This window comes from Microcystis sp. M144S2, from assembly GCF_020246065.1.
Classification (GTDB): domain Bacteria; phylum Cyanobacteriota; class Cyanobacteriia; order Cyanobacteriales; family Microcystaceae; genus Microcystis; species Microcystis ichthyoblabe_A.
Map to the genome: position 1 here is coordinate 1 of NZ_JADBTR010000126.1, position 23992 is coordinate 23992.

The 23992-nt window shown below is 42.7% G+C and carries 21 protein-coding genes, 1 other RNA gene and 2 pseudogenes; 13 read left to right on the forward strand and 11 right to left on the reverse strand.

Annotated features, from left to right (window positions below; translation table 11 throughout):
• Nucleotides 1–288 precede the first annotated feature (288 nt).
• The 3 genes from IM462_RS14835 to IM462_RS14845 all read left to right on the forward strand — a co-directional run bounded on the left by IM462_RS14835 (nt 289) and on the right by IM462_RS14845 (nt 4289).
• Nucleotides 289–759 (forward strand): hypothetical protein, encoded by a 471-nt coding sequence (locus IM462_RS14835; protein WP_016515554.1) that lies wholly within the window; start codon nt 289–291, stop codon nt 757–759.
• A 1-nt stretch (nt 760) separates the two neighbouring features.
• Nucleotides 761–2506, forward strand: a complete 1746-nt coding sequence (locus IM462_RS14840; protein ID WP_287699942.1) for an RAMP superfamily protein — start codon at nt 761–763, stop codon at nt 2504–2506.
• Nucleotides 2507–2750: 244 nt separating this feature from the next.
• Nucleotides 2751–4289 carry a hypothetical protein gene (locus IM462_RS14845; RefSeq protein WP_287699943.1) on the forward strand — a complete coding sequence of 513 codons (1539 nt, stop codon included), beginning with the start codon at nt 2751–2753 and terminating at the stop codon, nt 4287–4289.
• Between the two features lie 267 nt (nt 4290–4556).
• Here IM462_RS14845 and IM462_RS14850 read toward each other — a convergent pair whose 3' ends face one another.
• The 3 genes from IM462_RS14850 to IM462_RS14860 form a co-directional block, all read right to left on the reverse strand.
• Nucleotides 4557–4721: a hypothetical protein gene (locus IM462_RS14850; protein WP_154663933.1), complete on the reverse strand. Its 165-nt coding sequence runs from the start codon at nt 4719–4721 to the stop codon at nt 4557–4559.
• A 76-nt stretch (nt 4722–4797) separates the two neighbouring features.
• Nucleotides 4798–5061 (reverse strand): hypothetical protein, encoded by a 264-nt coding sequence (locus IM462_RS14855; protein ID WP_287699944.1) that lies wholly within the window; start codon nt 5059–5061, stop codon nt 4798–4800.
• Between the two features lie 817 nt (nt 5062–5878).
• Nucleotides 5879–7603, reverse strand: a complete 1725-nt coding sequence (locus tag IM462_RS14860; RefSeq protein ID WP_287699945.1) for a diflavin flavoprotein — start codon at nt 7601–7603, stop codon at nt 5879–5881.
• A 308-nt stretch (nt 7604–7911) separates the two neighbouring features.
• Between IM462_RS14860 and IM462_RS14865 the strand changes: the two are divergent.
• Nucleotides 7912–8504 (forward strand): annotated as a pseudogene (locus IM462_RS14865) (transposase family protein); the annotation flags it as partial.
• Between the two features lie 326 nt (nt 8505–8830).
• Here the strand turns inward: IM462_RS14865 and IM462_RS14870 are convergent.
• Nucleotides 8831–9877 (reverse strand): glucokinase, encoded by a 1047-nt coding sequence (locus IM462_RS14870; RefSeq protein WP_287699946.1) that lies wholly within the window; start codon nt 9875–9877, stop codon nt 8831–8833.
• Nucleotides 9878–10067: 190 nt separating this feature from the next.
• On the opposite strand from IM462_RS14870, the gene ccmP reads away from it, so the two are divergent.
• Nucleotides 10068–10709, forward strand: coding sequence for a beta-carboxysome protein CcmP (ccmP, locus tag IM462_RS14875; protein ID WP_002766539.1), 642 nt, complete (start codon nt 10068–10070; stop codon nt 10707–10709).
• Nucleotides 10710–10767: 58 nt separating this feature from the next.
• Nucleotides 10768–10983: a hypothetical protein gene (locus IM462_RS21065; RefSeq protein WP_353737338.1), complete on the forward strand. Its 216-nt coding sequence runs from the start codon at nt 10768–10770 to the stop codon at nt 10981–10983.
• Between the two features lie 104 nt (nt 10984–11087).
• Here IM462_RS21065 and IM462_RS14880 read toward each other — a convergent pair whose 3' ends face one another.
• From IM462_RS14880 to ssrS, 3 genes are all read right to left on the reverse strand, one after another.
• Nucleotides 11088–11342 carry a hypothetical protein gene (locus tag IM462_RS14880; protein WP_002731866.1) on the reverse strand — a complete coding sequence of 85 codons (255 nt, stop codon included), beginning with the start codon at nt 11340–11342 and terminating at the stop codon, nt 11088–11090.
• A gap of 60 nt (nt 11343–11402) precedes the next feature.
• Nucleotides 11403–12773, reverse strand: a complete 1371-nt coding sequence (locus IM462_RS14885; RefSeq protein WP_287699947.1) for an NAD(P)/FAD-dependent oxidoreductase — start codon at nt 12771–12773, stop codon at nt 11403–11405.
• A gap of 199 nt (nt 12774–12972) precedes the next feature.
• A non-coding RNA gene (gene ssrS, locus IM462_RS14890) (6S RNA) lies at nt 12973–13160 on the reverse strand.
• Between the two features lie 256 nt (nt 13161–13416).
• On the opposite strand from ssrS, the gene IM462_RS14895 reads away from it, so the two are divergent.
• The 3 genes and pseudogenes from IM462_RS14895 to IM462_RS14905 form a co-directional block, all read left to right on the forward strand.
• Nucleotides 13417–14706, forward strand: a complete 1290-nt coding sequence (locus IM462_RS14895) for a M16 family metallopeptidase (RefSeq protein WP_287699948.1) — start codon at nt 13417–13419, stop codon at nt 14704–14706.
• A 195-nt stretch (nt 14707–14901) separates the two neighbouring features.
• Entirely contained in the window at nt 14902–15762 is an 861-nt protein-coding gene (locus IM462_RS14900) for a fructosamine kinase family protein (protein ID WP_287699949.1), read from the forward strand.
• Between the two features lie 21 nt (nt 15763–15783).
• Nucleotides 15784–15984, forward strand: a pseudogene (locus IM462_RS14905) (Uma2 family endonuclease); the annotation flags it as partial.
• Here the strand turns inward: IM462_RS14905 and murG are convergent.
• Nucleotides 15966–17039 carry an undecaprenyldiphospho-muramoylpentapeptide beta-N-acetylglucosaminyltransferase gene (gene murG, locus IM462_RS14910; RefSeq protein WP_287699950.1) on the reverse strand — a complete coding sequence of 358 codons (1074 nt, stop codon included), beginning with the start codon at nt 17037–17039 and terminating at the stop codon, nt 15966–15968. The pseudogene IM462_RS14905 and the gene murG overlap by 19 nt on opposite strands.
• A gap of 81 nt (nt 17040–17120) precedes the next feature.
• Between murG and IM462_RS14915 the strand changes: the two genes are divergently transcribed.
• Nucleotides 17121–17927, forward strand: a complete 807-nt coding sequence (locus tag IM462_RS14915; RefSeq protein ID WP_287699951.1) for a DUF8623 domain-containing protein — start codon at nt 17121–17123, stop codon at nt 17925–17927.
• Between the two features lie 193 nt (nt 17928–18120).
• Here the strand turns inward: IM462_RS14915 and IM462_RS14920 are convergent, their stop codons facing one another.
• From IM462_RS14920 to psb32, 3 genes are all read right to left on the reverse strand, one after another.
• Entirely contained in the window at nt 18121–18939 is an 819-nt protein-coding gene (locus tag IM462_RS14920) for a transglutaminase-like domain-containing protein (RefSeq protein WP_287699952.1), read from the reverse strand.
• Nucleotides 18940–19161: 222 nt separating this feature from the next.
• The gene (locus IM462_RS14925) at nt 19162–19761 is read right to left on the reverse strand and encodes a hypothetical protein (protein WP_287699953.1); all 600 of its coding nucleotides are present in this window, start codon (nt 19759–19761) and stop codon (nt 19162–19164) included.
• Nucleotides 19762–19904: 143 nt separating this feature from the next.
• The gene (gene psb32, locus IM462_RS14930; RefSeq protein ID WP_287699954.1) at nt 19905–20588 is read right to left on the reverse strand and encodes a photosystem II repair protein Psb32; all 684 of its coding nucleotides are present in this window, start codon (nt 20586–20588) and stop codon (nt 19905–19907) included.
• A gap of 197 nt (nt 20589–20785) precedes the next feature.
• On the opposite strand from psb32, the gene IM462_RS14935 reads away from it, so the two are divergent.
• The 3 genes from IM462_RS14935 (at nt 20786) to IM462_RS14945 (ending at nt 23969) form a co-directional block, all read left to right on the forward strand.
• Complete coding sequence (locus IM462_RS14935; RefSeq protein ID WP_287699955.1) at nt 20786–22795, forward strand: response regulator; 2010 nt, start codon at nt 20786–20788, stop codon at nt 22793–22795.
• Nucleotides 22796–22869: 74 nt separating this feature from the next.
• Nucleotides 22870–23331, forward strand: a complete 462-nt coding sequence (locus IM462_RS14940) for a hypothetical protein (protein WP_287699956.1) — start codon at nt 22870–22872, stop codon at nt 23329–23331.
• A complete protein-coding gene (locus IM462_RS14945; RefSeq protein ID WP_287699957.1) occupies nt 23328–23969 on the forward strand; it encodes an LppP/LprE family lipoprotein in 642 nt (213 codons plus the stop codon). The genes IM462_RS14940 and IM462_RS14945 overlap by 4 nt, the downstream gene beginning before the upstream one ends.
• Nucleotides 23970–23992: the final 23 nt, after the last annotated feature.

The window sequence follows — 23992 nt, forward strand, 5'->3', positions numbered from 1 at the left end:
CTGCGAAGGTTACATGATATCAGCCAGACTTGGAAACTATCTCATCAAATTAGTTCCCCCATAGAACCTCCTTGAGCCATCTTGCACACTTTTCTCTTTTTGTCAAATTTTATGTTAAGAAAGATGTGACTAATGGATAGCCTTATCAAGGGGGGCAGGGGGGATCGGCACCCCCCTTATCAAGGGGGGCAGGGGGGATCGGCACCCCCCTTATCAAGGGGGGCAGGGGGGATCGAACCTAAAATCCATTTTTAATTTAATTATAACCAGCTACTTAGGAGACGCGAAATGACATGGAATCCTTATAACCTCGATCGGGCTGCCCAGGAATTGGTCTTAAAATACCGAGACAGCGACAAGGTGTTAAATGAATCCCACAAAATGAGAACCACCGTCGCCTACGGTTTAGAACGTTTTTGGGGTGAACACCTGAGATTGATCGACAAAAATGACGCTACTGATCGACAAAAAGGACAATACTGGCGAGATGTCTGGCAGAAATTCGTCGATATCTTAGAAGATGCGGGATTACGGGTTCCCCGTGGCAAGATTAATCCTCAAGATAAACCGGAAGCTCAAACCAAAGCTATCCAAGCGATCGCCAGAGAGTTCTGGAATCAAGAAACTTTTCCCCTAGAAGATCAGAGAATCGCTCTCTACGTCCTCACCCAACTTTGTGATAGCTTGGTCTGGTGGACGCAACGATACAAACAACCTAGCACCAACCCCCAAAATCCGAACATCGAGGAGGAAGAATAAAATGCCGGACTGGTCAGATGTACCCCTCCTCTATCAAGCACAGATCGAGGGAAGATGTCAATTACAAAGACAAGAAAATAAACAAAAATCGCGAGCCTACGATTGGGTCGATCAGTGGACAAAATTTTATCATTCTGCTGACGATAGTGGGGGTAAATCCCCACAACCCGATAACAGTAACCAATGGAGACGAAATTTATCTCCCGTCAACAGAAATAACTCCCCCGAACCACCGCAATTTAGCGAAGAAGCCAAGACGCGACCCTATACTATGACTTGGCGACTCGTCACCAATGGAGGTCAAGATGATGGCATTATCCGACCGGCTATCGGTGCGCGAGGCTATCCCTACTACCCCGGATCATCGATGAAAGGGGCTTTCCGTCGTGCCTGTACTACCGAACAAGCCCTAAAGTATTGCGGCAAACCCTCCCAAGGCGATCAGGGTTCCGAACCAGGTATTCTGCGCTTTCTAGGAGGCTATCCTACGGATAATAACTGGACTCGAAACTTAGTCGATATCGCTCATCCCCAGCAGGAAAAACAAGTTATTCAAGACGGAAAAACTAACGCTAATGTACTATTATCTTTTCACGAGGTAACTCTCAACTTCGGGATTTCCAGTACCATTCCCCTCGACGAACAAGAATGGCGAACGATCTGGCAAATTTGGGAGAAAGCGATCGGCAATGGACTCGGTTCCAGAGTTAGCGCCGGATACGGTCGCTTTAAAGATGTACCCTCACCAGAAACCCTCTTACAAGTTCATCTCAAAGGACAGGGAATCACCGCTACATTACTCGACAAAACCTCCGAATTCCGTCCCAATATGTTTAAAGCAGCCCTTCGAGGTCATACCCTACGTTTACTAGGAGGAATGACCGATGAAAAGACCGCTAAACATCTGACCCAAATCCTCTGGGGGGGTATCGACGGAGCGGCGATTCTGGGACAACTCGGCATCAGCTTCACCTACCATGATGATGATTTAAAATTTGGCGAGCATCCCTACACTCCCCCGGGTAAAAGCGAGCAAATTATGCCTCTATACAATCTCAAACGGGGAACTTTACAAATTTCCTGTATGAATCGTCGCACTTCCTCGGAAGATCGGCAAGAACTCGCGCAATTAGCCAAGGCAATAGTGCAATTCTCTCTCTTACTCGGTGGATTCGGCAAATCATGGCGAAGAGCGGATCACCGTCTCTTTTTCTGTCCCTATTTTAAAAAAGGCAATAAACCGATGATCGGGTGTCATTGGGAATTTATAGACTCTTCAAAATCTCTTTATCTTCCTATCACCGATTTACAACAAGATCTATCGCAATTTATCGATCGCCTTCGGACACTATTCCAGAATTACGCCGCTAAACAAGGCTATACGATTCATCCTGATAATCCTGTACACTGTGATTGGCGAGAAGCTTGGTATCCTTATGATAATCAAGGTGGGGTGCAAGTCTGGGGAAGAATTGTCGAGGATCGGATTAAAGCGATCACGTGGTTTCATCAACCTTACGAGGGAACCCACACCCTGCGGAACTTACAAGGAAGCATCGGACGGGACTCGCAAACTGGAAGACTTTGGCATCGAATTTACCCTTATTATCACTTGAATTCTGAAGGTAAACTGCAACGACAGAAACCACCGATCGAACTATTGACTTTCTTTCCCGAAACAACCGAGGATAGCGCTCATTTTATCGCTTTTCTCAACGAGCGATCGGACTTTGTAAAAATTTGGTAATATTTGTCATATTTATCGGGTATGCTGAAAAAGTACGGGCGAAGCATTCGGATAGAAAATCTACAGTTTCACCGATAGGTTATTGCCCGAATGCTTCGCCCCTACAGGACGCGGGCCGATAAAGACGCAAGGTTTTGAACGATGATCAAAATCTTGCACCTGTGAGAGCAAAACAGAACCCTAAAACCCTTACCTCGTCCATATTGCTCATTTATTCAGCAAACCCTATTTATCGGGTAAAACCATGACTACTTGGATTATCACAACGGGAAACAGCGATATTCAATTAAATACCGATGCCAATTGGACGAGAGGGCAGAAATTCTTTACCACGGCTAGAGAGAAAGAACCTCTCTGTCATTGCCAAGGAACGGGTCAAGATTTTATCGAGCCAAAAAAAGAAAAAAATACTAACTTTTTTCCCGTTGCCGCTAGAGTTTTGGGATTAGTTTATCAAGATCATGAACATTGTTATTCAGATTTAGTATTCCCTTTGCTTGATGTTTTAATTAAAGAATTTCAAGATAAAAAATCTCCCGATCGAGTTTATATCATCCTAACCGATCAAGAAGAGCTTTTTGAAACATCGGACATCAAAAATTCTCCCTGTCCTTTCTGGCAAGATACCTGTACCTTAAAACCGCTTTTTGAATGGTACTTCCAGACCAAACTTAAGCTAAAACCAGATTTTATCACTTTACAGCCTTCTGTTAATAATAGAGGACTAGATCACTGGGATCAAGTGTTAACTCTTGTCACCGAAGAGTTAACAAAAATACAGCAAGACGATGTTTTTTACATCAGTCATCAAGCTAGTACCCCCGCTATTTCCTCGGCCGTTCAATTTGTCAGTATTGGTTACTTCTCTAACGTCAAGTTCTTGATAGTTAATCGATATTATGAAGAAAATAATATTAAAACAAGCCCCGAAATTATTCCGATTTCTAGCTATTGGAAACAATTACAAATACAGAAGGCTAAAAAATTAATCACAGATGGTTTTCCGGGGTCGGCATTAGCATTATTAAAAGAGGTAGGATACAATAACTCAGAAAAAATTAAGGAGCTAGAAAGCTACATCGATCTTTTTAATATTAAAACCATAGATACTGGCGATGAATTTGATCCGACACAAGCGATCAAGAGAGTTCGTAAAACCTTAGATTTAATCGAATATTTCTTGAAACAAGAAAACTATCTTCAAGCAATTATTCTATTATCTGCCGCTCAAGAAACGTTTTTAAAAGCTTCTATTTCACTCTATTTACAAAAACATATACCAGGAGGTTTTAAAGAATGGAACGAGAAAGGATTATTACTTAACTTAAAAGAAACAAAAATCCAGGAAGTGATTAAGCAACTTAAATTAGATAAAGGTGACAATCATAAATTTCAGAATTCTCATAAACTTTTTCCTTTACTCAAAGAATTTACGAAAACTGTAGATAATGATTATTGGCAATTATTAATTTGGTCATCCACAGAAAAAAGAGAGCATGAATTCGATCGCCGTAACCAACTAATGCACAATTTACGGGGAGTAAAAAAAGAAGAAATGATTCTTTATCTCACCGATCCCGAGGAATTAAGAAAGTATCTTGAAGACAAGGTTAGCTATTGCAGCAATTCTCAAAGGATTAATCTAGATCAAAGCGTAGATGAGGTTTATAGAAACGAGATTAAAGGTAAATTTATTTCTGCATTGAAAACCCTATGTGAATGGACGGAAAATGATTATATCCCTTTAGAGCATCATCTCGAAAAATTAGCCAAATCCCTATAAAAAATACGTTCCCCTAGTTTTTAGTTAAACTAGGGGATATTGATTACTTAGGGCTTGCTGAATAAATGTAAAATATAGACGAGGTAAGGGTTTTAGGGTTCTGTTTTGCTCTCACAGGTGCAAGATTTTGAGAGAATCGTCGTTCAAAACCTTGCGTCTTCATCGGCCCGCGTCCTGTAGGGGCGAAGCATTCGGACAATAACCTATCGGTGAAACCGTAGATTTTCTATCCGAATGCTTCGCCCGTACTTTTTCAGCAGACCCTACTTATTTTTCATCTTTTGGCTTTCTGTTGTTGATGCAGATTTCGATCGATCCCCAGACCAGAACATTTACCGCAGGTGCGATCGCATCGTGCGGTGCAACTACCGAGACTACATTACAGACAACTAAGGCGGAAACCTTAATGGCGGCGATTTTGGTGATTTTCATACTACGTCTCCATGCGTAGACAAAAATCAGGTCTTTTCGCGATGGATAATTGTAGTCATTTCTGCCACACCTTTGACTAATATAACACATCAGATCGCAAATCGATAAAAATAACGCCGCTATGACTTTTCCAAGCTTCTCCCCATTCCCACAAAACCGGGGTAATACTGTTCTGGTCGTAGGTTACTAGAGTTAATCGGGCTTCAGCCGCCGCTTTTAAGACAATTTCATCCGAATCGCCCAAATATCTACCTTTTAGCCAAGTTATTAGGGGAAAAATCGAGATTTCTGGACGTTTATAAATAATTTGTTCGGCAACCGTTTTTGAATTACTTCCCACAGAGCCAAACTGGAGTTTTTTAGGTAGGGCTGCCGCCCCAAAGGAGAATGGCGAAATTCAATATAGGGGAACTCGCTTTCTCGGAGGGATTCCTCGATTAAAATCGCGCTGGTTTCGCTGGGGGTTTTTCCTAATCGGCGGGCTAACCTTTTCAGTCTTTCTGCTGTGTGGTCGGGCAGTCTGGCGCTAACAACTTGGGACATCAATTTTTTTAACTTTTAATTACACTGTTTACAGTGTAATTAAACTCATCCTGCCAATGCCATTAAAGAATTGACCGTTCACCGAAAAATTAGGACTAATACTAAATCCGTTGAGTACAGGCTAGTTATGAGGAGAGGCAAGAGGCAAAAGGGGGAATAAATAATCAGTTTTTAATAACCAGATTTAGTATAAGGTAGTGGCGCGGAGAAAAACCTTTTCTTTGAGTATTACTATAAGATAAATTTATATTGTTGTGACAATCTATAAGCATCTGAGGGGGTAAGACAATCGCTAAAATCCCAGCAATTCTCATTTTAAGGTTTCATGACATCAAAACCCTTGCATCTAGAGGGGTTAATAATTCTTAACGAATCTCTAGATCGCTGAAACAAGGCAAAATCGTTTCAAAATGAGAATTGCTGCTAAAATCCTTATTCTCTCGTTGACCCCCTCGGATGCCCTTCTACTTCTTTTGCCTATTGCCTATCCTGATATGTAGCCTATACTTAACGGATTTAGTATGACTAACTGGTTGAGAGGTTAAACAATCTCAAAAGCTGAGATCAAGCATCTTGATCTGTATTTTCTCAACCAGTCAAATCAAGCAAAAATCCTAATAATAATTACCAACTTTGCGATGGTGAACAGCCGTTAAACTATCAGGTTTAGAAACGCGACCATCGGTGACTTTATTGTAAACAATCCAGTGGTCAGCACATTCCATGCGACTAACGACCTCACATTCTAAATAAGCGAGGGCATCGGCTAAAATCGGCGAACCATTATTAGCGGTGTGAGTATTGACTCCTGCAAAACGATCTTCCCCAGGTCCGAAACGTTTTAAAAAGTGTTTCATCAGGGTTTGATAATTGCCTTCTTCCAGAATATTTAAAATGAATTGATCCCCCACTTGCAGTAAAGACTCGATCGCCCGATCTTTGGCCACAGCAACGGTAAAACCGGGAGGATCAAAACTTGCTTGCGTCACCCAAGAAGCGACCATTGCACCGCTTCTGTCTCCTTTCTTGGTGGTAATAATATATAAACCACCGCTAATCCGTCCGATGGCTTTATCAAGGTCAGTATCGAGGGATTTTCTTTGTTTAACTTTTACCTCTTGGGTTAATAGTTGTCCCATGTCTGTACCCGCTTCTTCACAGCGTTGATAGAGACTCTCGTTAGGAGTTTCTGCGCTACGAATGGGATCAAAAGCTTTGGTTAAACCAACTTCACGGAACTTATTAAATAGAGGTAAAATTGATTCATCATCACCCCCTTGAGATTCAAACATTCCGATATATTGTTTGGGGTTAACCGAGGCGAGAATTGTGCCTAGATTACCCGTAATTTCTTGGGCATTAATACCAGAAACGGGGGGAGTACCGATGACGATTCCCACCGCAGAAGAAGCTAATTCTTTTACCTCTTGGGGATCGGCGGATTTCAGGTCTAGAGTTTCTACAGCTAAACCAGTTTTAGTAATACCTTTAGCAATGGATTGACAGAGGCGATCACTATAACCATAATCGGAAATATAGAAAACAGCGACGGTTTTTTCTGCCTTAGTTTGTGCTTGACTCCAATCACGATAACGGGTCAATAATTCAGTAACATTATGTTTTAATACTGGTCCGTGACCATTAGCCACGAGATTAATATTACCTAGAGGTTCCATCCGTTTCATCGCCGCTAGTACCGAGCGAGCATTAGGAGCCATTAAACATTCATAATAGAAGCGATAATCCGGTTCAATAGCACTTAATTGCTCATCGTAAAGATCATCGGAACAATAGTGCATTCCGAAGGCATCACAGGTAAATAAAATTCCCGAACCGTGATCGTAGGTAAAAATAGTATCAGGCCAGTGTAAATTAGGAGCGTTAACAAATTCGAGAATGTGACCATTGCCTAGGTCTAACTGATCGCCATTTTTGACCAGTTGACGTTGAAAGGGATGATGAACTAAATTCTCTAAAAACTGAATTGCTACCTTCGACCCAACGACGGTAATATTGGGAGCGAGTTGCAGCAGATCTCTGACTAAACCACTGTGATCAGGTTCAGTATGACTGATAATTAAATAATCGATTTCTTGGGGGTTAATTAATCCGTTGAGACTATCAAAATATAGTTGACGGAATTTTTCGTGAGAGGTATCCACAAGGGCGATTTTTTCCCCACGAATCAGATAGGAGTTATAAGTCGTACCGTTTTGTAATCCGAATTCAATATCGAAGCGATCGCGATCCCAATCGAGGGAACGAATAGCGGTGATGTCTGCGGTGAGATCGGCCACCTGCACAGTGAGACGTTTTGTTTTGACTGGTGTAGCAACCATCGAACTCCTCCTTATTGTTAAGTTTTTTATACTTTGTCTCTATTGTGCCACGAGGAAATAAGGTATGGAGATTTATTTTCCCATAATTACTGATAACAGCTATCTTAATGGTCAGGGAGGAGTCGATCGTCGATTTGAGCAGAAACGCTCTCTAGGTATCTGTAGGAGGAAATGGGTGTTATACATTCCAGTCAAGGTGAACTACTTCCTATGTCACGGGGGATTGCCTCAAAACCGACTTACACCCAGTTTTTGGTCTTACATCCCCGACCTAGGCAGTATCTCCAGTTTCTATTTGGTATAAAGTTAGGATTGTAAATAAGACGGAAAAAATGCTTTTACAATCGGGAAACTTCCGTTTAAAAGGAAAAAAAGCTCTACTAAATCAAGCAGAGATACCGGTCATAACGGTAATGGATGTAACGGAAACTCCCAGGGAACGCCTCAAAAAGAAACAGAAAAATTTTTTTGTGGTAAAAGAAGTTATCATACTTTAAAATCCCAATTAGTAGCTGATAAAAATACCGAGGAAATTATCTGTGTCTGTTGTGGGAAAGGTAGAGGTCACGATTTTAGTTTATTTTAAAAAAGTCGAGTTCGGTTTCATCCTTTAACTCCCAGCAGAGAAGACAATGATTATCAGGGAATAGCTGCATACCATAGTAATAGTTATACACCGAAAAAGAAAGCGAAAAATAGAAAATTAACAGAGTTATAAAAGGAGTATAACAATGCTTTAGCCAAAGAAAGGATTATCATTTAACCTATAAATAGGAAACTCAAAATCTTGAAAATATTATCGCGTAAATATCGGAATTGTCGTCGAATATATAGTTTAAAAGTTAACTTTTTGACGACTATTTATAACTATGAGTTAAGAATAGTTATAGCAACTTCTTAAAAGTTGCCAAACATTAATCCAGTCAAGGATAATTTATTCTCAATAATAAAAATTGAGATGGTTTCTGCAGCTTAAATAAAGAGGTTTTGATAACCAAATTAAAGCATATATAAAGAGTTTTGAGTTAAAAGTAAAACTTCAGGTTTTCATTCAGAAAAAATGCACTAATTGGCTAATTTTCCCAAAAAATTAGTTAGCCTACCATCATAACATATAATTAATTTGCAAGAGTTCTAATGCACAGCAAAGGAAAGGATTAAGCCTCCATCACTACTACCGAATCACCACCTGAAAATAATCCCTAGCCATCTCCACTAAACCCTCCCTCATAGCTGACTAGCACAGTAAACCGCCCCCATCAGTCCCACTTGAGCATTAAGAACGATATGGACGGGAATATTGCTTAATAGCTCCCTCATCCGACCTTTAGCCCGAAAAGCCTTCATAAAGCTACCCTCGGTCATTAGGGGAAGATTTTTGGCCGCAATCCCCCCCGCGATGTATAATCCTCCGTAGGGAAGCAACTTGAGGGCTAAATTGCCCGCTTCCGCACCGTAGGCCTCGACAAAAATTTTCATGGTTTGATAACAGAGATCATCCGAGTTATCTTGGGCAAAACTGGCAATTTTGGCCGCTAAATCGACGGTTTTTTGCGTTTTACCCATTTCTGCTAACCAAGTGCGGTAAATTTCCGCCATGGCCGGTGATGACTGACTATAGTTACTATCGTGGAGAAATCGATAGATAGAAGTGATTCCGGGGCCAGAAACCACTCGCTCCACCGAAATTCGCTCGATATTATAGAGTTCCAAGAGATAATTTAATAGTTGATATTCTAAACTCGATCGAGGGGCAAAATCAGCGTGGGAACCCTCACTACCAAACACCCGATATTTACCCTTCGAGACGGGAATCAAAAAACCCTCTCCTAACCCCGTCCCCGCACCGATAACCGCAATCGGGGCATCCGGTACTGTCGGGGCCGACTGTAGATTGTGCAGCTCCTCTGGGGCTAATCCTAACACCCCATAACCGATCGCCGCAAAATCATTAATTAATTTTACTTCCTCAATCTGCAAATCTCGGCTTAGGCGATCGCCAGTTAGAGACCAACTTAAATTAGTCAATTCGGAACTATTGTTAACCACCGGACCTGCAATACCGAAACAAGCTTTTGCCACCGCGGGAATAGTAGTTTGTCGGGCCAAAAACTGCCGGACGATCGGCACCAGATCGGGGTATTGTTCACTAGGATAAGTTTCTTGATCGAGAGTAGTTAGCAGGGGTTGGGGACTATCCGGTGAGTTTTGGCAATCCACTAAACGCAGGATTGTTTTAGTTCCCCCGATATCTCCCCCTAAAAGAATCGTCATGCTGGTTTTTCCCTGAGTTTGTCCCCATAATTATAGTTTTTTACCCTTTCTATCAGGCAAATTTAAAGGCCACCAATTCTATACTATAGTGAAAGATGGTAATGCCTAAGCCCTAATTAAGGATTGATTAATCATCGCTCCCGGGTTGGAATGGGGATTGGCTAGAGGACAGAAAGAGGGAGAAATCAGCTTGGGTGTAGAACTTCGCAGTTACGTTTATCTTGACAATTTACAGCTTCAACACGCCGCTTACATCGGTACAGTCGCCCAAGGATTTTTACCCTTACCCGGGGATGCTTCCCTCTGGATTGAAATTTCCCCCGGCATCGAGATTAATCGCATCACCGATATTGCCCTCAAATCCGCCGTGGTTCGTCCGGGGGTTCTATTCGTAGAAAGACTCTATGGACTCTTAGAACTCCATTCTAGCAGTCAGGGAGAGGTCAGGGCGGCCGGTCAGGCAATTTTGCAGTATTTAGGCGTTAGTCAGCGCGATTGTCTGAAACCGCAAATTGTCTCCAGCCAAATTATTCGCAACATTGACGCTTACCAAGCCCAATTAATTAACCGTAGTTCTCGGGGTATGATGTTAATGGCAGGACAGACTTTATATGTTTTAGAAGTGCAACCAGCCGCCTACGCTTCCCTAGCCGCTAATCAGGCGGAAAAAGCCGCTTTAATTAATATCCTACACGTTACTTCCGTGGGCAGTTTTGGACGCTTATATTTAGGGGGAGAAGAACGAGATATTATCGCTGGTTCCAGGGCGGCAGTTTCAGCTTTAGAAAATATTCAAGGTCGAGCTTTTCCGGGTAGCGACAAAAAAGAATAGGCTAACAAAGGCAAAAGGCAGGAGGTAAGGGTGCATCTCATTTTTGTCAATCTACCAATTGGGATTTTTACTTGGAAACTCTCGGCTAAAATTGGGCATTACTTCCGATTTTATTACTCAATCCAAGCTTTTGGGGGGTTCTACCCCCCAAACCCCCCGTTGGGGGCGTGGCGCTGTCACTGAGCGTGTCGAAGTGCCGCCCCCAAACCCCCCGCGCATTAGCTTTTCGGTGGGATGCTTACACGCAGCTGCTGATACATTTGTCATCATCTAAGAGTCACTGACAATTGCTGATTGTCGGTATTCCTGCAAATGTGAGATGCACCCTATCTCAACAAGTAATTTAAATGCGCGGGCAGCTTACAACAGCATTTCACCCTATTGAGGAGATTCAAAAATTAGTTCGCCATTATTCATTTTTTCAACGACTAAATGGCGATAGAGTGTCACCTGTCGGAGGATTTGGTCGGGATTGTTTTTCTTATTAGAAAACATGATTGTTTTAATCGATTCAAATTCTATTCTTGTGATCACACCATCTTTGATCGCTCGTTCAATTGTAACTCGTAAATATTCTAATTCTTGGCTTTCCTCTGGAGTAATTTCTAGACTGTTAGGATGTTCTATTTTCATGATCGATTGTTTTTACCGGCTAACTGATAACTGGATAATCACGGTTATTTTTTCACACTTTTATGATCGCGCAGAGAGAGTTTCCGTCTGGTTAGAAACGACCAGATTGTTATTATTTTGGCCGTTATTTTGCGGCAATTGTCCCGAGGCTAAATTCTGTCCCTCTCCCGTAATCAAACGAGCGCCACGACCGCGGGTAAAATAATTCCAACCCCATTGCACCATCACCACTAATTTATTATCAAATTCGATCAGATAGTAAATATGGGCCCAAACCCAGACTAACCAAGCGATAAACCCGGAAAACTTGACAAATCCCAAATCAACCACGGCCGCATTTTGGCCGATAACTGCCAGACTACCTCGATCGATATAATGAAAAGGTTTAATACTTTGCCCTTTTAGGCGAGAAATTAATAAATTCGCCAGATATTCGCCCTCCTGCATGGCCACGGGGGCAATTCCGGGTAAAGGTTTATCTCCCTGATGGGCAAAATTAGCCAGATCCCCGATCACAAAAATATTGGCATAACCGGCGATACTTAAATCAGGTTCAACGATTACCCGGCCGACGCGATCGAGATTTACCCCAGTTCTTTCGGCCAAAATTCGCCCCATTCTCGATGCTTTGACCCCCGCTGCCCATAAAATTGTCTCGGCAGCGATTTCTGTCGTCTTTTCTCCCTGACGGACCGTGACACAACCTTCAACAATATTGGTAACGATGCTGTTAGTTTGCACTGTCACCCCTAATTTTATGAGAGAAGCGGCAGCTTTAGCGGATAAATCGGGCGCATAGGGAGGTAATACCCGATCCATCCCTTCTAAGAGCAAAATTTTCGCTTCTGTGGGGTTAATCTGGTGAAAATCAGACCTAAGCGCACCGTGGGCAATTTCAGCGATCGCTCCTGCTAATTCTACCCCCGTCGGTCCGCCACCGACAATAACAAAAGTTAATAAAGCTTGCCGCTTTTCGGCATCGATTTCTTTCTCGGCCTTCTCGAAAGCGAGATAGATGCGACGACGCATTTCCACCGCATCTTCAATGGTTTTTAACCCGGGAGCGTAGGGCTGCCATTGTTCATTGCCAAAATAGTGATGACTGACTCCCGTGGCAATAACTAATTGATCGTAGGCGATCGGCGGGTGATCTTCCAAGATTACTTCTCCTTTGACTGGATCTATATCTATGGCATGATCGAGGAGAATATCTGTATTATCATGACCCCGTAGGATTAAGCGCAAAGGTGAGGAGATATCGGCCGGAGACAGCGCCCCGGTAGCAACTTGATAGAGGAGGGGCTGAAAAAGATGGAAATTTCGCTTATCGATGAGGGTAACATGAACGGGGGCGTTTTTTAGGGCTTTGGCCGTGTATAAACCCGCAAATCCGCCGCCTATGATAACAACTCTTGGCTGTTTTTCAGTCATTGCTTAACAATAATTCATAAATTTCTCCCTAGTGTAGTCCGGATTGTCACAATTTAGCGGTGACAAACGTTACCGAAAACAGTAGTCTTTAACCTAGAAAAAAATATAGATACTGGCTTTTTTGACCAACCAAGAGGGCAAAACTAAGGAAGTACAGGGAATCTCCCCAGAATTTGGCCTATATATGCTCGAAAAACTTGAAAAGACCGCTACGCCGTTTTACCTAAGTTTATGACCTGGGTTAACCAGGTGGGAACTTATATTCCGCGTTTCTGTTTCCGAGTACAAGCTCGGTTTACTACCACACGGATTGGTTACTTGCTCCCTTATCACAATCAAGCATAGATCAAAAAACTTGAAAGGCAGTCACCAACGTAGAAGCCCGATTTAGTTTTATCGTAGCATTTTTTTTTCTCAGAGGCAAGTGGGGAAGTGGGGAAGTGGGGTGTGGGGTGTGGGGTGTGGGGTGTGGGGAAACTGTCTTATCACCCTATCATCCCAAAACCCTGTCTCCTGTCTCCTGTCTCCTGTCTCCTATCTCCTAACACCTAACACCTGATCTTGTTGGCTCCGTGAAAGTCTGGGACTACAATAGAGAAAAGTGACAATTTTTGCCAGAGTGATCACCGAGGACTAATAAAGAATGACGGCTATCCTAGGGAAACCTGCCACGCTTAACACTCCGATTCTGCACCGTCTTGCCAATGGTTTAACGATTATTGCCGAAAGTCAACCGGTAGAAGCGGTTAATCTCAATGTCTGGCTGCAGGTCGGCTCGGCCTTAGAATCGGATCAGATCAATGGGATGGCTCATTTTCTCGAACACATGGTTTTTAAGGGAACCCGTAACTTAGACAGTGGTGAATTTGAACGGGCGATCGAATCAAGGGGAGCGGTGACTAATGCCGCTACTAGCCAAGAATACACCCATTATTACATTACCACTGCCCCGCAGGACTTCGCCCATCTGGCCCCGCTGCAGCTAGAAGTGGTTTTAGAAGCTTTAATCCCCGATGAAGCTTTTGAGCGGGAAAGACAGGTTATTTTAGAAGAAATTCGTCGTTCTCAGGATAATCCCCGTCGTCGCACTTTTTATCGCACCATGGAGACTTGTTTTCAAGTTTTACCCTATCGTCGTCCGGTGTTGGGTCCGACGGCAGTGATTGAAAATCTTACTCCTCAACAAATGCGCGATTTTCATCAGACTTGGTATCGTCCCGAATGGATGACGGTGGCAGTGGTGGGTAATTTGCCTGTAGATGATTTAATGGCTATTGTGAGGGATTCTCTAGATACTTTAGGCAGTAAGGGCGATTCTGGGCTTATTTCCCATCCTATCGCCCATCTACAGCCCGAAGCTGCCTTTAACGAGATTATCCGTCAAGAATACGAGGATGAAAATTTGCAGCAGGCCCGCTTAATCCTATTTTGGAAAGTGCCGGGGTTAAGAGACTTAGAAAAAACCTATCCTCTCGATGTTTTAGCGGCTATTCTGGGTCAGGGCAAGGTATCGCGATTATTTCAGTCTCTGCGTCAAGAAAAGGCCTTAGTTTCCCAAATAACTGCCAGTAATATGTCCCAAGCAGTGCAAGGGGTGTTTTCCATTTCGGCCCAATTAGCCTCGGAAAATATCGAGCAAGTGGAGAGAGAGGTGATAGCACAGATTGGACAAATTCAACAGGAAGCTGTGACAGTTTCTGAACTGGAACGAGTTAAAACCCAAGTGGCCAATCGGTTTATTTTTAGCAATGAAAGACCGAGCGATCGAGCTAACCTTTACGGTTATTATCATACTCAGATCGGTGATTTACAACCGGCTTTTTGTTATCCCCAACACATTGAAGCCCTCACTTTAGAGGATATTCAAAATGCCTGTCAAGAGTATTTAAATCCCCACGCTTACGGTGTGGTGGTGGTGAGACCAATTCAGTAATCAGTGAACAGTAATCAGTAATCAGTGAACAGTAATCAGTAATCAGGGATAAAGATGAAGATAAATAAATAAATAACTAAATAACTTAAAACTTACAACTGATAAACTTACAACTGATAACTAAATAACTAATTAACTTAAAACTTACATCTGATAACTGATAACTGATAACTGATAACTGATAACTGATAAACCATGTGGACTCAAATTGCTCGACATATTACCCAAACCACGGAAAAACCCTTTGAAATCGAGAAAAGTCATCCCGTTAGTGGTGGCTGCATCAATCAGGGTTATGCTGTCAGTGGCAATGGTTTAATTTATTTCGTTAAGATTAACCAAGCGAACCAAGAGGCCATGTTTGCGGCCGAAGCTTTAGGATTAAAGCAAATTCACGCCACCAAGACTATCAGAGTTCCAGAGCCAATTTGTTGGGGAATTGCCGAGAAATCTAGTTATTTAGTGCTAGAGTGGCTAGAATTCGGCGGTGGCGATAGTCAAAGCTGGGAAAAAATGGGGCGAAATTTAGCTCATTTACATCAAGTTTCTTTATCCGATCGCTTTGGTTGGCAGTGTAATAATACCATTGGTTCTACTCCCCAGATTAATACCATTAGTAACAATTGGGCGGATTTTTTCGCTCATCAGCGTATTGGCTATCAATTAAGACTTGCGAAGGAGCGCGGCGGCAATTTTCCCGACGAGGATCAAGTTATTCCCGCTATTAGCGAGATTTTGAGTCAGCATCAACCCCATCCCTCCCTCGTCCACGGTGATTTGTGGTCGGGAAATGCGGCAATTACCGTCGATGGGGAACCGGTAATTTTAGACCCTGCCACCTATTGGGGAGACCGGGAGGTGGATTTAGCCATGACGGAACTTTTTGGCGGTTTTCCGGCGGCTTTTTATCGGGGTTATAACGATGTTTTCCCCCTCGATGCCGGTTATCAAAAGCGCAAAACTCTTTACAATCTCTACCACATTCTCAACCACTTTAATTTATTTGGTGGTGGTTACGCTTCCCAGGCCAATCGGATGTTACAGGAAATTCTTTAAAGGTTTTACTTGTGAATCTTTGAGGACAAAATTGCCGAATATTTTGCCAATGGTACTCGTTTGCTCTGGGTTATCAATCCAGGTCAACACTATGTTTTAGTTTATCGTTCCGGGTACGAACCGCAGGGATTATTAACATCAGGAGATTTTTTGGAGGGGGAAGAGGTGGTTCCGGGGTTCACTTTTCCCGTGGCTGATTTGTTTCAAAAACTATCTTTTTGACTCTTTCTTCTCAACAAATCGGCTAATAAATCGGCACTGTCACTAATAGCTAGATGAGAAGCTTCTTGAGCCATGGCGGCCAATTTTTCGGGATTAGACCATAAATCGAGGACTAATTCGCTTAAAAACTGAGCAGTTAACTCATTTTGACGATAAAGATAAGCGGCTTGAGCTTCAGCGAAAACTTTGGCATTATAAAACTGATGGTCTTCGGCAGCAAAAGGATAGGGAATTAAAATCGAAGGCGTACAAGTGATCGCTAATTCCGTTAAAGTGCCGGCACCGGAGCGACTGATAGCCAGATTAGCTCTTTGCCATAATCCCGCCATATTGTCGTAAAAAGGCTGGGAAAAATAGTTAGAATGGCGCAAACTATCCGCTTCGGGGTCGTTTTCTCCCGTGAGATGCACGATATAAATGCCTTTTTCTAACCATTGGGGAGCGCTTTGTCGGACAAGTTGATTAAGAGCCACGGCCCCTTGAGAACCACCGGCAACGACAATCAAAAAAGCAGTCTCTGGAATCGGTAAATCTAGGGACTGGGGAATGAGAAACTGCTCGCGTACTGGTGTACTAACCCAAGTGGTGCGAGTGCCGGGTAAATAGCTGGCGGTTCCCTGAAAACCGAGGGCGACCGTATCGCACCAGCGACCGAGAACTTTCGTGACTTTGCCCGGTATGTAGTTAGATTCGTGTAGGATGACGGGAATATTGGCTAAACGAGCCGCTAAAATGGTGGGTCCTGCGATATAACCCCCGGTGGTAAAAACTGCCGCTATCTGACGTTTTTTGATTAAACTACGCACTTGCCAAATGGCCCACAGTTGACGCAGCAGAATCTTGAAAGTTTTTAACCCCAAACGGGTTTGAAATCCCTCAATGGGAATAGTGTGCAGGGGATAGGTTTTTGGAACTAAGGACTGTTCCAGACGGTCTGGAACTCCTAACCATTCAATCTCATAATCCGGCAAGCGCTCGGCCACGGCCAAGGCGGGAAATAAATGACCACCAGTACCACTAGCGGCAATCAATAGACGGGTTGGAGTGCGTGCCATAATTCGAGAGAGGGGAAATTCAGCCCTAGAATGAAATAATCTACCATAGTTATTGATCGATCCTTACACAAACTATCACTAATGCGTAACTTGAACACGATTCCCGATAAATTTTTTCGTCAATCCCTCAATTTTTCCCTGTCGTTGCTGTTAGGTTTGGGGTTAACTTTTACCCTTGCCACCAGTTTGCGGGCCGAAAAGCCAGAAACTGCCCCGGCTAATTTAAAAACCCTTATCTCTAAAATCGAAACGGCGGCTAACGAGCGAGATCTCAAGCAATTAATGGAGTTTTATAGTCCGAAATTTACTAACTCCGATGGCTTGACCTACGAAAAAACTAAAAAGGCTTTAACTCATTTTTGGGAACGTTATAACAATCTACAATACACCACAACCCTCGAATCTTGGAGTCGTTCCGGGGACAAGTTAACGGCCAATACAATTACTAAAATTACCGGGACGGGAAAGGTGCAGGGACGAGTGGTGGGAATGAATGCTACGATTCGTTCTCGTCAACAATTTCAGGGTAATAAACTGGTTTATCAGGAGATTTTAAGCGAGAGAGTCGAGTTAAGCACTGGCAAAAATCCCCCCAGTGTTCAAGTGAGAATTCCGGAAAGGGTGAAAGTCGGTCAAGAATTTGATTTTGATGTGATTGTTCGCGAACCTTTGGGGGATGATTTATTGGCCGGAGCGGCGGTCGATGAGAAAGTAGATATTGAGCGTTATATTAATACAAAGCCTCTAGAATTGGAATTATTACAGTCCGGCGGTTTATTTAAGCGGGTAAAAGCGCCGGCAACACCGGAAAATCGTTGGTTATCGGCGATTTTAATCCAAGGAGATGGGATTGTTGTCGTTACTCAACGGGTTAAGGTAGAAAAGTAATTTTTATCTAAGTAGGGTTTGCTGAAAAAGCTTGTTGGTGGGGTGTGGGGTTTAGGGTGTAGGGTGTGGGGTGTAGGGTTTTATTCCCCCCGTTCACTCCAATGGCTGGCACTTTCATGCAATTTAATCCTTATTTTTGCCGTTTTTGAACCCTCAAAAATTAATTATGCAAGAGGTTTAATAAATACTCTGATTAAGCATAGAGATGGGAAACATCGCTCGTCCATACCTTAAATTTTGTTAAATTTACTTGACCAAAAGAAGTTGTTAGGGAAGCATCGACGGCATCTAAGCCGCGAGTCATTAAAATCCGCCCGATTCTGGGGGTGTTATGACGAGCATCAAAGGTGTACCATTGATGGTCTAAATAGACTTCAAACCAAGCACTAAAATCCATCGGTAGGGGTTGGGGAGAAATGCCGATATCTCCGAGATAGCCGGAGGCATAACGGGCGGGAATATTGAGGCAACGGCAAAAAGTCAAAGCTAGATGGTTAAAATCGCGACAAACCCCCGTTCTTTCCCGATAGACATCATAGGCGGTTTTCGTCACCCGCGCGTATTCATAACCAAAACGAATGTGACTATGAACCCAATCACAAACCGCTTGTACCCTTGCCCAACCGGGGGGAGTTTGTCCGAAAAGTTCCCAGGCAATTTCCGCAAGCAAATCTACTTCACAATAACGGCTACTCATTAGGTAGGGAAAAACTTGGGTTGGTAACTCTGCTAAAGGAATTTCTTGGGCATTCCAATTAACGATATCGGGTTTCCATTCATTCTCGATAACTGCTTCATTGTGAATGCGGATCTCTCCGTCGGGTAAAATTATACGACTGGTTCGATTACCGAAGCTATCTAAAAATTCTTCTATTTTTGTTGCCGGTTCCACCTGCAAGTTTTCTGGTTGTCTAACTTGATTTAAAATTGATGGGTGTAGATAAAGTTTTAACAACATGACCACGGGTAAGGGGGCATCAAAGCCAAATTCATAACCAACACGGATTAACATTAGGACTCCTATCTAAATGAAATTTTGTCAGGATTGGTAGAGATGAAACGCCAATAATCGCCAGACTGAAAAAAGTTAGGCCCGACTACTTACTTAAAAGTTTGAGGAGAAAGTAATAGCCAAGCTGAAAACCGATAAGCTTTGTACAGAGTTACTTTTATTATAAACCCCCTCAACTAAAAGCTTTGTAACTTTGAAGACAAGCCATCGGGAGGATTAGCTCTATCGAAAAGAGTCCGGGGTGGATGGTTCCTCTAAGAGACGGATTTCAATGGGGATGTAGGCTAGTTTAGCAAAAATCTTTTGTTGATAACTGACAGGCCACCATTCGTAAAGAAAAATTTCTAAAGGTCGCCAGAGGGCCACCCAACCACTAATTAATAATCCTTCTTCTAAGAAGTGAATAAATGTATCGGTGCCAAAACGACTAATTAATTCGCTGAGACTCAAACAAACAAAAAGAAAGGAGAGACCAATTAGCAAAGATATGCGTCCCTGTCGCCAAATCATGCGTAATTTTCTTTGTTCTACCTGTTGGCGATAGTCAAAATAATTATGTAACGCTGAGGGTAACAGATGTCGGGCGGTGTTTTGTTCTGTACTGGGGAGATAAAAGACTAATTTAAGGGGAGTATTTAGGGGAAATTCATCCACAGAGTTAATAATATAATTTTCGGCGTTATCGTCTAAATCTCTATCTAAGAATGGCGAAGGATCCAGAGAATTAAAGACTTGCTGTAACTGATTAAGTTTAATTTCAATTAAGTAAGTTCCTTCCTCCTCTCGATAATAGGATTGTAATTTATTTAGCAGTCTAGACATTAGTTATTAAGGTTAAGCAAATGGGGTAAACTGACACAACTAAAATCTACTCAAGAAGTTACCTCATCTTGCTCATACAGGCTGAGAATTGAGCTATCTCTGAGAATATTTTAGCTGTATCAGTCCCAGATCATTAATTTAATTTATCGACCAAAACCAGCGTACCAAAAATAGGTGACCATGGGGATTACTGTGGCTAAAACCAGTAAAACTATCACCCAAATCGTGGCATTTTTATCGTCAGTTTCTTCTGCGGTAGTAAAGGTACTTTCGATATTAATTGTCGCTACTTCCGGCGGTCCGGGATCCGCTTCTCCAGAAAGTACCGCCGTTAGACGACGACTAGCATCGAGTAAAGCTTGATTATATTTTCCCCCATCTTTGAGGGGAACTGCCATAGTTTCCGAGAGGATACTATCGGCAATAGCATCGGTTAATAGGGGTTTTGCTTCCTCCCCAACCCGCATAGCAGTTTTATTGGTTAAAGTATCAAGAACGACGATAGTTTGATTGCCACGATCTTCGGGATTAGGATACCATTCTCTCAGGATATCATCGGCTAAATTGTCAATTTTTTGACCGTAATCCAAGCGCCGGACTACCACCATTCTCACTTCTTGGCCGGTTTTTTCGGCGAGATTTTTCAGGTCTTTATTTAATTTTCCCTCGTTAGCGGCACTAATGGCCGAAACAGGATCGACCACATAAGCGGGCGCTCCGGGGCTTAAAATGGGGAGGTCATAGACTCCCATGGCAGCAGCTGGTGACAGGGAAACACCCAAGGCTATACAGCAGGAGAGAAGGAGAGAAGCTAATAATTTGAGCATATCGATTTGGTAAAATTCCTATAGAACATAATAGGGGAAAAGTTTACTGTTTTTTGATTAGGGAGACGGGAGACGGGAGACGGGGTGATGGGGAAGTGGGGTGATGGGGAAATTCAACTAATACCCTAAAACCCTACAAACCTACAACCCCAACACCCAAACCCTTTTAACTGATAACTGATAACTGATAACTGATTATGAGTGATTTTGAGGAACTAGAGTCTAAAAAACGGGAAAAAGCCCTAGAAATGCAGGCCTATCGCGATAATTTGCTCTCGAGGGTGACAAGATTACTAATTTCTCAAGATATCCACTTGGCGATCGATCATACCCTAGAACTGCTCTGTCAATTTACCCAGAGTGCGCGCTGTTACATTATTCAATATTCCACCTGTCGTCAGCAGTGGAGTATGGTTTATGAATACTGTCACCCCGACTATCCGCAGGTTATCCCGATTCGGGAAGAATCACAAAATCTCTCGACGGAAACCTTTCCCTGGTTTTCTGAACAATTATTAAACGGTATTCCAGTTAAACTGAACTCTTTAGACGATTTACCCGCTACTGCTATCCCTGAAAGAACTATTCTCGCTCATAGTCCTACTCCCTGTCTCTTAATCGTTCCCATGTGGGATAGTTATGGGGTAACGGTGGGTTATCTGGGATTGGATGCAAGTGCAGAAAAGCAATGGACAGGGGAAGATGTCACCTTTGTGCGGTTGCTGGGAGAATTAATTGCGATCGCACAAAGTAGATATGAAGCGGAAAAAGAGTTAAAAGAGGCTAAAGAAGCGGCAGTTAAAGCAAATAAAGCTAAAAGTGAGTTTCTAGCTAACATGAGCCACGAATTACGCACTCCTCTTAATGCTATCTTGGGTTTTACTCGCTTAATATCCCGGGATAGCAGCATCAGCAGTGAATATCGCCAATATTTGGAAATTGTCAATCGTAGCGGGGAACATTTACTAGAGTTAATCAACGATATTCTAGAAATGTCGAAGATAGAAGCGGGAAGAACGGTTTTTAATCCCAGTAATTTCGATTTATACGCTCTTTTAGATAATATTGCCGAAATGCTACGTCCACAAGCGCAGGCAAAAGCTTTGAGCTTAATTTTTGAGCGCAGCTCCGCTCTTCCTCAATATATATGTACTGATGAAAGTAAATTGCGACAGGTGTTAATCAATCTCTTGGGTAACGGATTGAAGTTTACCGAGTCGGGAGGGGTAACTCTCCGGGGAAAAGTAGGGGAGAAAAGAGGAGATTATCAGCGATTGCTCTGGGAAATTGAAGATACAGGCGCAGGAATCGCCCCAGAGGAGATTTATAAGCTATTTCAACCCTTTAACCAAACGGAAACGGGACGAAAATCCCAACAGGGGACGGGATTGGGTTTACCCATCAGTAAAAAATTTGTTGAGTTGATGGGGGGTGCGATCGGAGTTAGTAGTATTCTGGGTCAAGGAAGTATTTTTAGTTTTGATATTCAGGTGGGTTTAGTGGGGGAAAATGAGATTAAAACCGAACCCAATAGGGCAAAAGTCATCGCTTTAGCGGAAAATCAGCCTAAATATCGCATATTAGTCGTCGATGATCGACCGGAAAGCCGTTTACTGTTGCTGAAACTCCTGACTAGCCTAGGATTGTCCGTGCAAGAGGCCGCTAATGGTCAAGAAGCGATCGCAATTTGGCAAGCATGGCAACCTCATCTTATCTGGATGGACATGAGAATGCCAGTGAAGGACGGTTACGAAGCAACTAGAGAAATTCGGCAGTTAGAGGCTGATAATCGCGGAAAAACGGTGATAATTGCCCTAACTGCCAGCGCTTTTGAAGAGGATCGCGCTCTGGTTATTGCCGCCGGTTGTGATGATTTCGTGCGTAAACCTTTCCGAGAGGAAGTTATCTGGCAAAAAATGGGCGAATATTTAGGATTAAAATATATTTATGCCGATAATGAGCCAAATCAGCCCAATTATTCGCCAGTTTTCCTCGATTCCCTGCAATCCCTATTAAAATTAATCAGTCCCGACTGGATTAGACAATTGCAACAAGCGGCGCGAGAATGTGATGATGAAAAAATTATCGCCCTAACCGCAGAAATTCCCCCCGATTATGCTACCCTTGCCCAAGGTTTACAACAGTTAGCCAGAGAATTTTCCTTTGATGCGATCGAAACCATAATTAAAGATTTAAACATATCTTAAGAGAGTATTTTATCCATACCTCAAAAACGTGATATTCTAAAGGCATAAATCCCTAAATATGGCAATTTTAAAGGATGAAACTGTTAAAAATGCTCATCGGTACTTTCTTAATACTACCGATTTTTTCCGTTCATGCTCAAGTCCCCTCGCTTCTCCCAATTAAGCAAAATTCCCCCAATCTTGGTGATCTACCCAATGATCCCACCCAGCAGAAAAATTGGGTTTGTAACCAAGGAGATCAACGCATTGCCGTGGCTGCCAAAGAAGAGAAAAGTTGGAAAGAATTAATTGAAAAACAAGGTTGGCAATGTCGTGAGGGAAATACCGACATACCCGATAAAACTCTCGGCTTTTCCTGTGAACCAGAACAAACCCTCGGCCTCTTGACAGTTTACTGGTTAAATGGTAGTAATGGTCAACAACAATTAAGCCAATGGCGAGATAAATTAGCAGCACAACAGGGGATGGTTTGTACCATTAATAACGTGCAGTTATTCGATACTCAAGAAAATATACCCAATCCATTACAACCATGATTAAATTAGCAGTTTTGCCTCAATCTATCCTCCTGGGTATCAGTTTATTATTAAACAATTCTCTGCCCTTACTTGCCCAATCTGCACCCCTGAGCATCGATAATTTAAGAAACACCGTCTATAACATTCCCAATCGGGGTTCCGTAGTTGTCAGCGATGGTATTTTTCAATCCAATGAGGGACAGATTTTAGGAGTGCAAGTCAGTCGAGAAGCTTTGATGGGGGACTATAATAATGATCAAAGGACTGATGGTATTGTCGTATTAAGAGTGATTACTAGAAATCAACAGCAATTACATTATTTAGCCCTAGTGATTGATAATAACGGTACTGCCACTAACACCGATACTGTCCTGTTAGCCGATCGAGTAATTGTCGATAATCTTAGCACTAAAGATGGTATGATCACCGTCAATATGAGAAGATTTCTACCCCGGGATCCTTCCTGTTGTCCGTCGGGAGTTATCACCCAACAATTTGCGATTAATCCTAGTATTAATCAATTGACTTTACTGAGTACAAACGAAAGTCAACCCACCACCCCAAATGTGCAGGTAATACCTACTTCTCCCCTGAGAATTAATAATAATAATCTCCCCTTTCAACCTCCTGCTGGGGCCATCCAAATCCGCTTTTAACCCTGTTTTTGGTGCGTTAGCAC